The 13,936-nt window shown below is 54.2% G+C and carries 15 protein-coding genes; 4 read left to right on the forward strand and 11 right to left on the reverse strand.

Features of this window, described 5'->3' with window-relative positions:
* Positions 1-156: 156 nt before the first annotated feature.
* The 10 genes from M1D70_RS29575 to M1D70_RS29620 form a co-directional block, all read right to left on the reverse strand.
* Entirely contained in the window at positions 157-798 is a 642-nt protein-coding gene (locus M1D70_RS29575; RefSeq protein ID WP_009590337.1) for a PepSY domain-containing protein, read from the reverse strand.
* A gap of 120 nt (positions 799-918) precedes the next feature.
* The gene (locus M1D70_RS29580) at positions 919-1,545 is read right to left on the reverse strand and encodes a PepSY domain-containing protein (RefSeq protein WP_456288631.1); all 627 of its coding nucleotides are present in this window, start codon (positions 1,543-1,545) and stop codon (positions 919-921) included.
* An 88-nt stretch (positions 1,546-1,633) separates the two neighbouring features.
* On the reverse strand, positions 1,634-2,986 hold the full coding sequence (locus tag M1D70_RS29585; protein WP_456288632.1) for a sensor histidine kinase: 1,353 nt from the start codon (positions 2,984-2,986) through the stop codon (positions 1,634-1,636).
* Positions 2,983-3,681 (reverse strand): response regulator transcription factor, encoded by a 699-nt coding sequence (locus M1D70_RS29590; protein ID WP_009590325.1) that lies wholly within the window; start codon positions 3,679-3,681, stop codon positions 2,983-2,985. The genes M1D70_RS29585 and M1D70_RS29590 overlap by 4 nt, the downstream gene beginning before the upstream one ends.
* A 34-nt stretch (positions 3,682-3,715) precedes the next feature.
* Entirely contained in the window at positions 3,716-4,354 is a 639-nt protein-coding gene (locus tag M1D70_RS29595; protein ID WP_009590348.1) for a ThuA domain-containing protein, read from the reverse strand.
* Positions 4,355-4,463: 109 nt separating this feature from the next.
* Positions 4,464-5,279 carry a uroporphyrinogen-III synthase gene (locus tag M1D70_RS29600; protein WP_009590334.1) on the reverse strand — a complete coding sequence of 272 codons (816 nt, stop codon included), beginning with the start codon at positions 5,277-5,279 and terminating at the stop codon, positions 4,464-4,466.
* A 231-nt stretch (positions 5,280-5,510) separates the two neighbouring features.
* Positions 5,511-5,669 carry a hypothetical protein gene (locus M1D70_RS29605; protein WP_456288633.1) on the reverse strand — a complete coding sequence of 53 codons (159 nt, stop codon included), beginning with the start codon at positions 5,667-5,669 and terminating at the stop codon, positions 5,511-5,513.
* Between the two features lie 113 nt (positions 5,670-5,782).
* Positions 5,783-7,243 (reverse strand): catalase, encoded by a 1,461-nt coding sequence (locus M1D70_RS29610; protein ID WP_456288634.1) that lies wholly within the window; start codon positions 7,241-7,243, stop codon positions 5,783-5,785.
* A 187-nt stretch (positions 7,244-7,430) separates the two neighbouring features.
* Entirely contained in the window at positions 7,431-8,249 is an 819-nt protein-coding gene (locus tag M1D70_RS29615) for a winged helix-turn-helix domain-containing protein (RefSeq protein ID WP_009590363.1), read from the reverse strand.
* The gene (locus tag M1D70_RS29620; protein ID WP_127594381.1) at positions 8,225-8,620 is read right to left on the reverse strand and encodes a Fur family transcriptional regulator; all 396 of its coding nucleotides are present in this window, start codon (positions 8,618-8,620) and stop codon (positions 8,225-8,227) included. Before M1D70_RS29620 ends, M1D70_RS29615 begins: the two co-directional genes overlap by 25 nt.
* Before the next feature lie 198 nt (positions 8,621-8,818).
* Here M1D70_RS29620 and M1D70_RS29625 point away from each other — a divergent pair, with 198 nt between their 5' ends.
* From M1D70_RS29625 to M1D70_RS29640, 4 genes are all read left to right on the forward strand, one after another.
* Complete coding sequence (locus M1D70_RS29625) at positions 8,819-9,829, forward strand: D-alanyl-D-alanine carboxypeptidase family protein (protein ID WP_009590345.1); 1,011 nt, start codon at positions 8,819-8,821, stop codon at positions 9,827-9,829.
* A gap of 117 nt (positions 9,830-9,946) precedes the next feature.
* On the forward strand, positions 9,947-10,642 hold the full coding sequence (locus M1D70_RS29630; protein WP_009590399.1) for a response regulator transcription factor: 696 nt from the start codon (positions 9,947-9,949) through the stop codon (positions 10,640-10,642).
* Positions 10,635-11,732 carry a sensor histidine kinase gene (locus M1D70_RS29635; RefSeq protein ID WP_456288635.1) on the forward strand — a complete coding sequence of 366 codons (1,098 nt, stop codon included), beginning with the start codon at positions 10,635-10,637 and terminating at the stop codon, positions 11,730-11,732. The genes M1D70_RS29630 and M1D70_RS29635 overlap by 8 nt, the downstream gene beginning before the upstream one ends.
* A 115-nt stretch (positions 11,733-11,847) precedes the next feature.
* The gene (locus M1D70_RS29640; protein ID WP_009590390.1) at positions 11,848-12,960 is read left to right on the forward strand and encodes a GGDEF domain-containing protein; all 1,113 of its coding nucleotides are present in this window, start codon (positions 11,848-11,850) and stop codon (positions 12,958-12,960) included.
* On the opposite strand, the gene M1D70_RS29645 is transcribed toward M1D70_RS29640, so the two are convergent.
* The gene (locus M1D70_RS29645) at positions 12,957-13,907 is read right to left on the reverse strand and encodes an aldo/keto reductase family protein (protein ID WP_456288636.1); all 951 of its coding nucleotides are present in this window, start codon (positions 13,905-13,907) and stop codon (positions 12,957-12,959) included. The genes M1D70_RS29640 and M1D70_RS29645 overlap by 4 nt on opposite strands.
* Between the last annotated feature and the right edge of the window lie 29 nt (positions 13,908-13,936).

Raw genomic sequence — 13,936 nt, forward strand, 5'->3', positions numbered from 1 at the left:
AGCTCCCTTATCAATTTCCCCTGATTTTACATGAAATATGAGGGCCAACCGGATGGGACGGCGGGAATGCACTAAAGCCACGACAAAAAAAGCGAACAGCCGGGTTAATCCCGTGCTGTTCGCTGATACTGCTATCCTGCGCAGATGAAGAACGGTTTAATCGTCATCGTGATCATCATCGTGATCATCATGGTCCCAATCATCATGGTCATCGTGGTCGTCATCATCATGGTCGTCGTATTTCTCGTATTCTGCCTTGATCACTTTGCCGCTGACCGCGTTAACCTCCACCTCGGACGAGCCTTTGGCCGTCTTCACTTCGACGTCATACACCCAACGGCCGTCATCGTGGTCCAGATCAACCTCTACGGCTGTACCGCTCTTGACGTGTTTGACAGCGATCGCGGATGCCTTGCCGGCACCGATCAGATTCCCCGGAATGCTGTCACGGTCATCATCGTCATCATCCCGATCTACTATGACGCCAAGGGATTTGCCTGTGTAGGCATCAATCCATACATCGACATCCCGGTTGCTCTGCTGAATCTCAACATCGTACACCAGCTTGCCCTTTTTGCGGTCAATGTCAATGCCCTCCACTTTACCGTTGGCAGCAGCGAGTGCCAATTGTTCGGCTTTTTCCATTCCAATGAGCTGCTTCTGTTGTTTGGCAGCTGCCTGGGTTCCTGACGGCGTGGTCTGTCCTGATCCTGCAGCCTGCACGGCGCTATAACCGTATACTCCACTTGCCGCGATTGCTACGGACAGCGCGCCTGCCCACAATGTTCTCTTGTTCATCCTCTTACGCCTCCTCAAACTCTCTGTGTGATCTCTACAAACCCAATATACCGTCTCAACATGAGAGCTTTCGGAGAGAAAGATTAGAAAACGATGAGAAAATGCGAATAGGCCTCTAATCTATTCATCGTCATCCTCGTCATCCCAAGTCACCGTCATGATCTTGCCGGTAATCGCGTGGACCTGAATGGTCGCTTCGCGCCCGTCTTCCCGCTCGATCTCGACCAGATAATAACGGCTGCTCTTGCTCTCGCGATATTCCACGTCTTCCACCATTCCCGGTACCTTCTCTAAAGAAAGCTTGATCGCGTACTCTTTGGTGATCATCGTTGCAGGCGGCTCCGCAGTTTCGCTTTCGCCATCCGCTGATCCCTTCTCGCCATTCTCGGCGGGCTCCGCAGGAGGCGTGCTTGGATTGTCGGCCGGCTGCTTGGTTTCGCCGGGGTCCGACTCTGGCTTTGCTGGCGCTTTGTCCAGCTGCTTGATGGACACGATATCGCCTTGACGGGCATCCACCGTCATCTCATACCTGCCGGAATTGGACTCCAGCTCCATCCGGTACATCTCGCCATCCAGCGTTGCCTTAGTAATCTCACCGTCCGGATATTGCTTCAATACTCCGCTTACGGCTTCCTCCTGCGACATTGCCTCCGTCGAACGATTAAACGGACTCCATACCGCATTCACGATGATCATGACGGCCACCACGATAATGACGCCCAGCAGCACACTCACTTTTTTACGCATTGAATCACCTCGCAACCCATTCTGTCTTTACCGTCAGTATAGCGCAGCATGGTTAGAATTCGATGAGAAAACGGCGGGCTGCTGCCGTTTATTTCGATGCTTGGAGTCGAATGGTGGCCGTTGTGCCCACGCCGGGCAGGCTTTCCAGCTCCAGCTCAGCGGAGATGGCCTCCGCGATGTCCTTAGCCAACGACAATCCAAGGCCGGCTCCCCCGCCCCGGCGGGTACGGGCTTCGTCCACCCGGTAGAAACGGTCGAAGACGTGCTCCAGCTCCTCTTTGGCAATGCCGATTCCGCGGTCGACGACCCGGATATATACCTCCGACGGCTTTCTGCCCACCTGGATGACGATATGTTCGTCACTGTATTTGCGTGCATTATCCAGCAGAATGAACAAGAGCTGCTTGAGCCTGCGGCTGTCCGTCCAGCCCAGAACCTCGCCGTCGGCTTCAACCTCGACCGTCCGGTTATAGGCATCGCGAAATGCACGGGCGGAAGACTCCGATAATGCCGCGAGATCCACCTGCTTCATCTCGACCTTCCATTGGTCCTGGTTGCGGGCAAGCAGCAGCAGTTGCTCCGTCATCTCCTTCATCCGGATCGCTTCCGAATGGATCGCTTCAACGGACTCCATGAACAGCTCCGGCCGATCCAGGCCTCGCCGCTTCAACAAACTGGCGTAACTCTCGATGATGGTGAGCGGTGTCTTTAACTCATGGGAAGCGTTGGACACGAATTGTTCCTGCCTCGCATGGTTGCTCTCCAGCAGCGTGATCATGTCGTTGAACGCAGCTCCCATCTCCACCAGCTCATCCTTGGATGTTTCCTTCAGCTCGATCCGACGGAACCGTCCGCTCTGCCGAATCTCCCGCATCGTACGGATCAAGGCCGTAATCGGCTGCACGATTAAACGCCCCAATATCCGTGTCGAAATGATCACCGGCACCAAAGCGATCGCGGTTACGGCCACCAGCACGATCCGCAGCACCTGCAGCGTCTCCATCGTAGCGGCAAGGCTGCGGGAAATTTGGATGTTGTATACCGCCCCGTCGCTCCAAATGACAGGCAGGGACACCAGCACATAACGCATTCCTTCATATCGGATCTGCTCGACCTGCTTATTGGCGTTATAAGGCAGCTTCAGCTCATCCATATCCTCGCCGGAAGAGGTCACGTAAGGAGACTTGGCCTTGCTGTCAGCCGGGACGAATTGAATCTTTCCGTCAGCCGGGACATAACTTCGCAGCAGATCGTCAATGGGAATGGTCGCGGCAGAATGCGCTATGCTTCTGACGATGCTTCCCGCCTCGGCTTCCGCCTGCTCCAGCTGGCTGTCCACCGTCATTTTGCTGAACACGTAATACACGGATAAGTTCATGACAATCAGGATGGCGGCCATCAGCACCGACGAATAGAGATGGATTTTGCTGCTCAGCTTCATGGGTTTTCTTTCAGCACGTAGCCGACGCCGCGAACGGTGTGGATGAGCTCTTGCGTGCCGCCATGATCGATTTTCTTGCGGACGTAACGTATGTATACATCAACGACGTTGGTATCGCCGTAATAATCGTACCCCCACACGGCAGCAAGAATCTGCTCGCGGTTCAGCACCTGCCGCTTGTTTTTCAGCAAATAGACGAGCAAGTCAAATTCACGCGGCGTCAGATCGATCCTTCTGCCGTCGCGAATCACTTCCCGTGTGCCTTCATTCAATTTCAAATCCGCGGCCGTTAGCCACTCCCCTGCCGCTTCCTCTTCCGGAAGAGGCTTTCCTTGAAGCCGTAGCGCAGCACGAATCCGGGCCAGCAGCTCTTCGATCTGAAACGGCTTCGTAATATAATCATTGGCTCCAAGATCCAGCCCCGATACCTTATCTTCGACGGAGCTCTTCGCCGTAAGCAGCAGCACGGCCGTATGGGAATCATGGGCACGAATCCGCCGCAGCAGCTCAATCCCGCTCATACCCGGAAGCATGACATCCAGCAGAATGAGATCCACCTCCTGGCTGCGGTATGCCTCAAGCGCATCCAGCCCGTTATCCGCCTTGGTGACCTGGTATCCTTCACTCTCCAGCTCGATTTCAAGCAAACGGGATATTTTCGCTTCATCCTCAACAATTAGTATCTTCCCGCTCACGCGCGTCCCTCCTGCCCGATCATTTCGAAATGCCTTAACCCGGAACGCGCGCCGCCCACTTGGCCGCTTGCGTAATCATTAAACGCAGCTGAGGCTGGAGAAAGGACGGCTCATGATGGCCCGGCATCAAGAAGACCACGCGTCCAATGCCATACGTATGGCACCAGGCGGCGGGCCACTGCTTGCCTTCGTACTCATAATGCAGCAGCACGGTTTTTTCCGTAAACGGACTGAATACGAACCTGTAAGGCTCCTCGTCCAGCACAAACGGCTCAACGCCCTCCGTAATATCGTGATCGGTCTCCCCCGGAACGAAATACAGCTTCTCCATCGGCGGGTGCCCGTCAAAACGGGCGCCAATCAGTTGCGCCAGCTCATAACGGTTTGCCAAGGTAACGCCATTATGAATCACGAGCAAGCCGCCGCCTCCACTTACGTAGGACAGCAGGCCTGCGGTCTGCCGTGGCGAAACCCGCTCGTCCCACAGGTCGCTATAGGCGATGCACAGCTCGTAAGGGTAGAGATTGCTTTCATGAAGCATTTTATGGTTTTCCGTGCACTGCACGGTGAACATGTCGTTCAGCAGATGCGTGATCTGTTTATCAATGCCTTGCAGCGGATGAAACTTCGGGTGCGTGTAGCTGCCGAGCAGCAATGCTTTTCTCTTATCCATCGGTCATCCTCCTATTTACTACTCAATATTTCACATGAACCTGAGGAACATGCATCGACGTGCTGGAATGGATCGAAAATCCTTAGCTTCGTTACGTTATATCATGACATTATTCTTGATTTTGAGCAAAATAACGGCCAAGCGTCACCATCATGCTGCCCATTCGCTCTTCCTCGGGAACCACCATGCGTTCAATGCCTTCCTCCCGGAGCCCCTGGGCCGTCACCTTGCCGACAGCCGCCGCCACGACCGGTCCGCGGAACGCCTCCAGGACAGCTTCCAGCTTGCCATGGGCACGAGCATAATCCGCAAGAAAACGAAACTGTGGCGCACTTGTAAAAGCAACCGCATGAACCTTGCCGCCAACGATTTCATCAACGAGCAGGGAAATATCCTCCTCCAGCGGCGGAATATGCTGATACGGCAGGATCTGCTGCACCTCCGCTCCCCGTTGCTTAAGCCAATCGACCAGCTTAGGCGCAGACTCGCCATGCAGCTGCAAAATGACGCGTTGACCCGACAAGTCATGCGGCGCAAGCGACCGGATCAGTCCGGACGTGCTGCCGTCATCGTCTCTGACCACCGGTGCCAAACCGCGCTTTTTCAGAGCATTCGCGGTCTTGTACCCTCTTGCCGCAATCGAGGTGCGCTCCAGCGTTTCATTCAATGTATCCAACAGGCCCATCTGCTCGGCCGTATCGTAAATGGCCTCCAGGCCGATTCCCGTCGTAAAGATCGCCCACGGCGCAGGCGCCTCGAGCCAAGCTTCGATGGAACGCCGGAGCACTTCATCATCCAAAAATACCGTCCCCTGCGCAGGGCGAAGCACCGCCGTGCCTCCCATCTTCTCCACCAGCTTGGCCATGTCCGCTGCTTTGCGCGGGCCTGCCAAGGCTACAACCCGATCTTTCATATGCTGTGCCATGATATATGCCTCACTCTCTTAAATTCTAGCTTATGCAACCTTCATGCCGTATAGCTTCTAGCAGCTGACTCCAGTATAAAGGCCATGTTCCCATAGATAAAGCCACTAAGGTCTTATTCTTCCAAAAAGCCCCCCTTTCCTGCCGCATGCAAAAAAGCAGCAAAGGAATAGTCGTTCCTCTGCTGCTCCACTTATATATTTCAGTGGATGATACTACCGCCTTGGATTCTCTTAAATCCTACAGCGTTTGACCATCTCCTGCAGTTCTTCCGCCAACCGGCTTAAATCTGCCGCAGACGCCGTTACCTCTTCCATGGAGGCCAGCTGTTCCTGGAAGGCTGCCGATATGGTCTGCGTCTGGCTGATCTCAATATAGAAAAAAAGAGGCACCCATTTATGCGGGTGCCTATTTGGGCCGGCGACCATGGATCGCCGTCTATATAAAGGCCTTCCATTCTGCACAGCGGAAACAGGATGGCGGGCTCTTATATGCTTGCATCGTGTTACTTCGGCTGACCGGCCGGGATGAATCCGCTCAGGTCTACGCCAAGCCCTGCGGCAAGTCTTGCGCCATATTCGGCGTCTGCACGGTAAAAATTGCATACGGCACGGAGCTGGATGTCGGATTTGACCTGGCTCAGGTCATCAACCAGATTGCGAAGCAGATGATCCTTCTGCTGCTCCGTAAACGAACGGTACAACTCGCCGGCTTGGGTGAAGTCATCCGTTTTCTCGATGCGCTGGCGAACGACATGACCGCTTAGCGGAGCTTCGCTCTCATTAACGGACGGATCTTCCACAGGGCCCGTTGTATAGCTGTTCGGTTCATAGTTCACCGGCGATGGATCTTGATTCACGTTCATCAAGCCGTCGCGTTGATGATTGCGCACAGGGGCATACGGGCAATTGATCGGGATCTGCAAATAATTGGCACCCAGTCGATGACGCTGCGTATCCGGGTAAGAGAATAACCGGCCCTGCAGCAATTTATCCTCGGACGGCTCAATGCCAGGCACCAATGCGCTTGGGGAGAAAGCCGCCTGCTCCACCTCGGCGAAGAAATTCTGCGGGTTACGGTTCAGGGTCATCGTACCCACGGTTATGAACGGAAAACGGTCCTCCGGCCAAGTCTTGGTCGGATCCAGGGGATCAAAGGACAAATCATCCATTTCTTCCGGAGACATCAGCTGCACCTGCAGGCGCCATTTCGGGAAATTTCCGTTAGCGATATGTTCGCGAAGATCACGGGTGGCATGATTGAAGTCCTTGCCCTGCACCGCTCCCACTTCGTCTGCATTCAGCGTGTTGATGCCTTGCACGGATTCCCATTTGTATTTAATGTAGGTCACTTGGCCTTCGCTGTTCACCCACTTAAACGCATGGACGCTGAAGCCGTCCAGCTCGCGATAGTTCGCCGGCGTGCCATGATCCGAGAACAGCCAGGTCATCATATGGGTGGATTCCGGGGACAGCGTCATGAAATCCCAATACCGGCCGGGCTCTTGAATATTGCTCTCCGGCGAAGGCTTCAACGAATGCACCATATCCGGGAATTTGATCGCGTCCCGAATGAAGAAGACCGGGAGATGATTGCCGACAATGTCATAGTTTCCTTCCTCCGTATAGAACTTCACGGCGAAGCCGCGCGGATCGCGTGCCGTTTCGGGCGACCCGGTTCCATGGATAACCGTGGAGAACCGGACGAACACGGGGGTCTCCTGACCGATTTCCTGCAGGAATGCCGCTTTGGTATACGGCTTCATGTCATGCTCGACCACAAATACGCCGTGGGCACCTGCTCCGCGTGCATGAACGACGCGCTCCGGAATCCGTTCACGGTCGAAGTGGGCGATTTTTTCGATCAGATGATAATCCTCAAGCAGTGTCGGTCCGCGGCGGCCCGCCGTTTTGGAATTTTGGTTATCTCCTACGGGAGCACCTTGGTTGGTTGTCAATCTATCCATCTATGAACCCTCCATCATTTCTATAATTGATTTTAGACTGAATCTAAATTTATGAAATGATTGTATCATTGGAGGTTCCCGCGGATCATGATTGTCGGGTGAGCGTTATGTGACCCTTCCATGAGCCTTATATGAAGTTCGGATGAATGATTGCAGCCAATGCGAATGAACAAAAAAAGGGAGGGGATTAATCCGCCAGGCGGTATCCCACTCCTCTAACCGTTGCGATATAGCGCGGGGCACCCGCGTTGTCGTTCAGCTTTTTGCGCAAGCTTTTGATGTGGACGTCCACCACGTTGCTGCCGCCCATAAAATCGGTATCCCAAATTTTGCACATCAGGTCCTCACGCGTGCATACGGCCCCTTCGCTGTCCAGCAGCAGCATCAGCAGATGATACTCCGTCTTGGTCAAGTGAATAGGGGTGCTGCCCCGGTGGATGGTCATTTTATCCCGGTCGATTGATAAATCTTTATAGATCAGGCCCCGCATGACCTCTTCTCCACCCGACAAACCCGCTGCCGGGGAGAACAAGCGAATCGTCCGCTGCACCTGATACATCATCGTATCTTTGGAACGGGCCGGCCATACCATCAGCTCTTCATCCAACAGGCTTGATCCTGCATTGCTCATGAGCTCCTCGCCTACAAGATACAAGATCGGAATCGTAGTATGTTCCGGCAGCAGAAGCTCCTTCTCCTTGTTGAACGCCGCCATATTCCGGCAGCCCGTCATGTCGGCGATAATCAGTCCCGTGTTCAGGGCGGACTGCAGTCGCGGTTCCCATTTACGGAACATCATGACCTCGAAGCAGTTCTCCGTCAAGGTTATGAACATTTCGTTCACGCGGCCCGGAGAACGGCTGATCAATGCGGCCCGCAGCGTGGTGGGACAAGCATCTCCAATCGCCATCGGCGTCGTGGGACGCACATACAGATTGCCGGATTGGAAATCCGGAAACGCATAGACCTTTCCGAGCTCCGTCATTTCTTCCGTTTGATTTGACATTCTGGACACACCCCCCCGAATACGACGTGAGCATGATGGATAACGTAGTTGGTTTCACTGGCTACTGTAGCAGCCCAATCCTCTGGCACCTCCGTCATGACCTCGTCCACTTTGCCGCAGACTTCACAAATAATATGCTGGTGCTCGTCGGTACGGGCATCGTATCGACTCGCGCTCTCGCCCAGCTTCAATTCTCGGATCAGCTGTTTATCCGTCAAGTAACGCAGGGAATTATATACGGTCCCGTACGCGAGATTATATCCTTTCTCCACCAGCCGGTTCATGATATCCGCAGCAGTCGGATGATCATGCGATTCCCGAAGGACATCGTACACCGCTTGGCGTTGCGTCGTCAGATTTAAAGATTTCAAGGTATTCACCCTTTTAATTTATTTTTAGATCAAGTATAAATCTTATTCGCCTCGAGGTCAACATCCCGCGCCAAAAACGCTGCTGGTAATCTTTAAGATTTCTTTAGATTCAATTAAAAATTACTTTAGTTTGTCTGGCTAGACTTAGAACATACATAAATGAGACGTATAACCAGCCAAAGGAGACGATAGAGCGCCATGGAATCCATAACCAAGCATCCCCGCAAAGCACCTCCAGCCCCTGAAACATCCCGGCAGCAAACCGGCACGCTTCGGCATCAACGTGCGAACCGCCGCAAGGGACGCGCGAAATTAAGTCTGTTGCTGCTGCTGTTCGGCGTCATTCTGATAGGCGTGTTCATCGCGAGGGTATTTATCCCCCCTCCCATCAAAGCGAGCTCGGCCATCCTGATTCATGCGGACACGGGGCGCGTGCTCTATGCGATGCATGCCGATCTCCCCCTTCCTCCCGCAAGCATGTCCAAGATGATGACCGAGCTGCTGGTGCTGGAGGCTGTTCGTTCCGGGCAGCATGCCTGGGACGAGAACGTACCGGTCAGCCGATATGCCGCAGAGGTACCCGGTTCGGCCATCGGCATGCATGAAGGCGAACGTTACACGCTGAAGCAGCTGTTCGAAGCACTCATCATCCATTCCGCCAATGATGCGGCCGTTGCTATTGCGGAGCATCTCGGCGGGTCGGAGGCCCGATTCGTGGAGAGCATGAATATCCGGGCGAAGGAAATCGGCCTCTCAGACCGGACCGTATTCGCCAATGCTTCCGGTTTGCCTGCGGCCGACCTGGTTCCTTTTGCTGAAGCGGCCTCCGAAGGGGACACCGTCATGACGGCCCGGGACTCGGCCATGCTCGCCAGATGGCTGGTGAACAAACACCCGGATCTGCTTGAGGTAACCAGCCAGCGGGATTTGCCCGTCCCGCAGAAGGAGCTTTCCCTGCACACCACGAATCTGATGTTGCCCGGCGAGCCGCATGCTTACCAAGGCAATGACGGCTTCAAGACCGGGTATACGTCCTCGGCCGGATATTGCTTCACGGGAACCGCGTCACGGGGCGGAAACCGGCTGATTTCCGTCGTGATGGGAACCGGGGACGCCGATCAGCGGTTTACGGAAACCCGGAAGCTGATGGATTACGGATTCGATCGCCAAGGCATCCTTTCGAATCTCGTATCCGGCCTTTTTAAATAGCTATTGTGCAAGTACTCCCTATTTTTGAAGGCAAAGCTGCACTTTATGCGGTTGTTTTAGGGTACACTGTTCCTAAAGGAATCATAGTTTTCATGGGAGATGTACGGGAGGATATCAATGAGAAGCGTATTAATCGTAGATGACGATAAAGAAATATCCGGGTTGATCTCCATTTATTTGGAGAATGAGGGATACCGCGTAATCCAAGCCCACGACGGGGAAGAAGCGCTGCAGGCCATGACCTCGAACAACGGAATGATAGATCTCGTCATCCTGGACGTCATGATGCCCAAGCTGAACGGGATCGACACCTGCCGCAGAATCCGGGAAACCTCGGCCATTCCCATTCTGATGCTGAGCGCGAAGAGCGAGGATATGGATAAAATACTGGGGCTGATGACAGGCGCGGATGATTATATGATTAAACCGTTCAATCCGCTGGAACTGACGACACGCGTCAAAACGCTGCTGCGGCGCTCCACCCAGTACAACGTGGACCTTCACCAGGGGGACAGCGACCGGATCCGGATCGACGGGCTCGACATTAACCGGACAACGCATGAAGTAACGGCCAATGGCCATGCGATCTCCCTGACAGCCAGGGAATTCGAGATTTTGTACTTGCTTGCCCGTCAGCCGGGGAGAATCTTTAGCGCCGAGGATATCTTCCAGCAGGTCTGGAAGGAAAAATATTACGTCTCCAACAATACGGTCATGGTTCATATCAGCAACCTGCGGGACAAGCTCGAGAAGGAACTCGGTTATAAACTCATCCAAACGGTATGGGGCGTCGGGTACAAAATCCATGCGTAAGCTGCAGTGGAAGATCATCACGCTGTTCTTCGCCAGCGGTGCCTTGACCTTGTCCATATTGTTCATCGCACAGCAGATCATGCGATTGATCGGCCGGGAGTATTGGAAGGAGCCCTGGGTAGACACCCTTTTCAGAGTGGAACGCACGCTGTCGAGTTTCTTCGGCTTTCCGGTCGTCCCGACGATCATCGGCATCGTGCTGTTTATCTGCATGGTGCTTCTCTTAAGTCAAGGCACCATTCGCCAAATCAATCAATTGATGCAGGGGACGCAGCGTTTGGCGAAGGGCGAGTTGGACCAGGCGATCATCGTAAGCTCGAACGACGAGCTGGGCCAGATGGCCGTGCAAATCAATCAAATGGCCCAGCAGCTCAAGCTGTCGCTGGCAGAGGAGCGGATGGCGGTCCAGTCCAAAAACGAGCTCATCAGCAACGTATCGCATGATCTGCGCACCCCGCTCACCTCCATCATCGGGTACTTGCGGCTGGTCAACGAAGACCATTACAAGGATGAGGTCGAACTCCGCTATTACACCGATATCGCCTACGATAAATCGCTGCGTCTGGGCGGGCTCGTGAACGATTTGTTTGAGTACACCCGTATGGGTTATTCCCCGATTAACCGTGTGGACATCAATTTGGTTGAGCTGCTTGCCCAATTGGCCGTGGACTTTTCATTGACCGGGCAGCATGAAGGAGTGCAGGTCGTGTTTACGCCTGCCGTGGAGAAAATCATGATCTCCTCGGACGGTGATAAGCTGATGCGCACCTTCGAGAATCTGTTGTCCAATGCGGTAAGGCACGGACGGGAGGCCGGGCGTGTGGATTTAAAAGTATCGCAGGATCCCAAGTTTGCCATCGTGCAGGTGATCAATTACGGTCCTCCGATTCCCCAGCATGCCATCCCCCACTTGTTCGAGCGGTTTTACCGGGCAGATGAATCGCGTACCGATCAAACCGGCGGCTCGGGGCTTGGCTTGGCCATCGTAAAAACCATCGTCGATGCCCATCATGGCACGATCCAGGTGACCAGTACGACAGAGCTGACGATGTTCGAGGTTCGCCTACCATTGCAGGCCCCAGAAAATTAACAAAAATTACGTTTGTCATTCGACATACAATTCCATTTTCCGATAAAATAGGGGGTGAATGTCTTCATCGCTCTGTCGTTCTTACCGCAGGGCACGTGAAAGGAATGATCCCCCTATGACTAATATACTATTTACCAACTTTTGTATATTTGTAACGTTCTTATACTTATCCGGACTGCTGTCCCAAAAATATGTCGCAGGTGTCGTGGCGCCCTCCTTCACCGTCAAGGTCAACGCCGGACTGCTCTTTGGCATCTATGGGATTATTTTGATGTACTACTCGTTCCCCATCGACCCGCGGTTTTTTGCCGATTTGCGGCATCTGGCCATTATGGTGATCGCCACCTACCTGGGATGGCTTCCGTCCTTGATTGCCGGCATGCTGATTGCACTCGGACGGCTAATCCTGTTCGGCATGTCCGCTTCCTCGGCCATTGCAGGAGCCGGCATGCTGCTGATCAGCGTCGTCTGCGGAATTCTCTCCCGCACCCATTGGAATCGTCTGAGCAAAATGCTGCTAATGAGCGTATCCAGCATGCTGGTCATCTTGTTCATTATGGGGATGAACATCCCGAACCACCAAAAGGTGTTTACCGTCTTCACGCAGCAGCTTGTCATATCGGTGCTGGCCACGGTGGTCATCTACATGCTGACCGAGTATATCAACACCTCGAATAAACTGTTCCTGCAGATGAAAAAGAACGCGGAAACGGATTACCTGACCAGCCTGCACAATTTGCGCCAGTTCGAGCAGCTGTTGTCGGAACGCTTCCTCGAAGCCCAGCATTTCAGCGAGCGGCTGGGTGTCCTGGTCGTGGACATCGATCATTTCAAACAAATAAACGACACCTACGGCCATGCGGCCGGAGATGTCGTTTTGCAGCAGCTCAGCAAAGTGCTGAGGGATCATTCCCGTTCTTTTGATGAGGTATCCCGCAACGGCGGGGAGGAATTCTCGGTGCTGGTCCCGGAAGCGACCATCGACGAGACGGCCGCGATCGCGGAACGAATCCGAGCCGCGGTAGAGGACCACGTCTTCACCCTCGAAGACGGAGCCAAGCTTCGAATCACCGTGTCCATCGGCGCTGCCGTGCATCCCGATACGATCCGGTCCAAAAATGCCAAGGAGCTGCTCCAGCAAGCGGACCGCGAGCTGTACCGCGCGAAGGAAAGCGGGCGCAACCGCGTATGCTCCGCACCCGAAATCAATGACCTGATTCTCTCCTAATTCGGATCCGCCTTCAGGATGTCCTCAATGGCAGCCAGCGTATCCGAGGACAATTTCATACCGGAAGCCTTCACGTTCTCTTCCACCTGTTCCGGACGGCTGGCGCCCACCAGCGCGCTGGCTACGTTGTTCTGGCGCAGAATCCAGGCCAAGGCCAATTGGCCGACGGTCATGTCCAGCTCGCTTGCGACAAGGCCCAGCGCCTGTACTTTCTGTATGCGGTCTTCGTTTATTTTGAGCCGGTCGGCTCCAAGCTTCGACGCGCGGCTGTTCTCCGGCACGTCCTGCTTCGAGGCGTACTTGCCGGTCAGGAGCCCTTGAGCGAGCGGGGAGTATACGACCTGTCCAATCCCCTTCTTCTCGCCAAGCGGGATAATCTCCTCCTCGATCTTGCGCTCGAACATGTTGTACAGCGGCTGATTCACCACGATGCGGTCCAGCAAATACCGGTCCGCAACGGCCAAGGCCGCTTCCATCTGGGCTGCGGTCCACATGCTGACGCCGACATAGAGCACCTTGCCTTGCCGGACAAGATCATCCAGCGCGCGAAGCGTCTCCTCAAGCGGCGTTTCCTCATGATATCGATGGCAGTAGTAGATGTCGACGTAATCGGTGCCCAGCCGCTTCAGACTGGCATCGCACTGCTCTTTGATATGCTTGCGTGACAGCCCCTGATCATTCGGTCCGTCTCCCATCTTGCCAAACACCTTTGTGGCCAGCACATAGGATTCCCTCGGAAATGCCCTTAACGTCTCGCCCACAACGACTTCGGCCGCTCCTTGAGCGTAGACGTTCGCCGTATCGAAAAAGTTGACGCCGAGTCCATAGGCGGTCTGAATCGACTTGACCGCATTTTCCCGTTCCACGTATCCCCCGTAGGTCAGCCAGCTCCCGAGACTGATATCGCTAACCTTCAGTCCGCTTCCGCCCAATCTTCTGAATTCCATATGTGAAACCTCCTTCATACAAGATAGAT

The sequence above is a fragment of the Paenibacillus sp. AK002 genome (assembly GCF_053903045.1).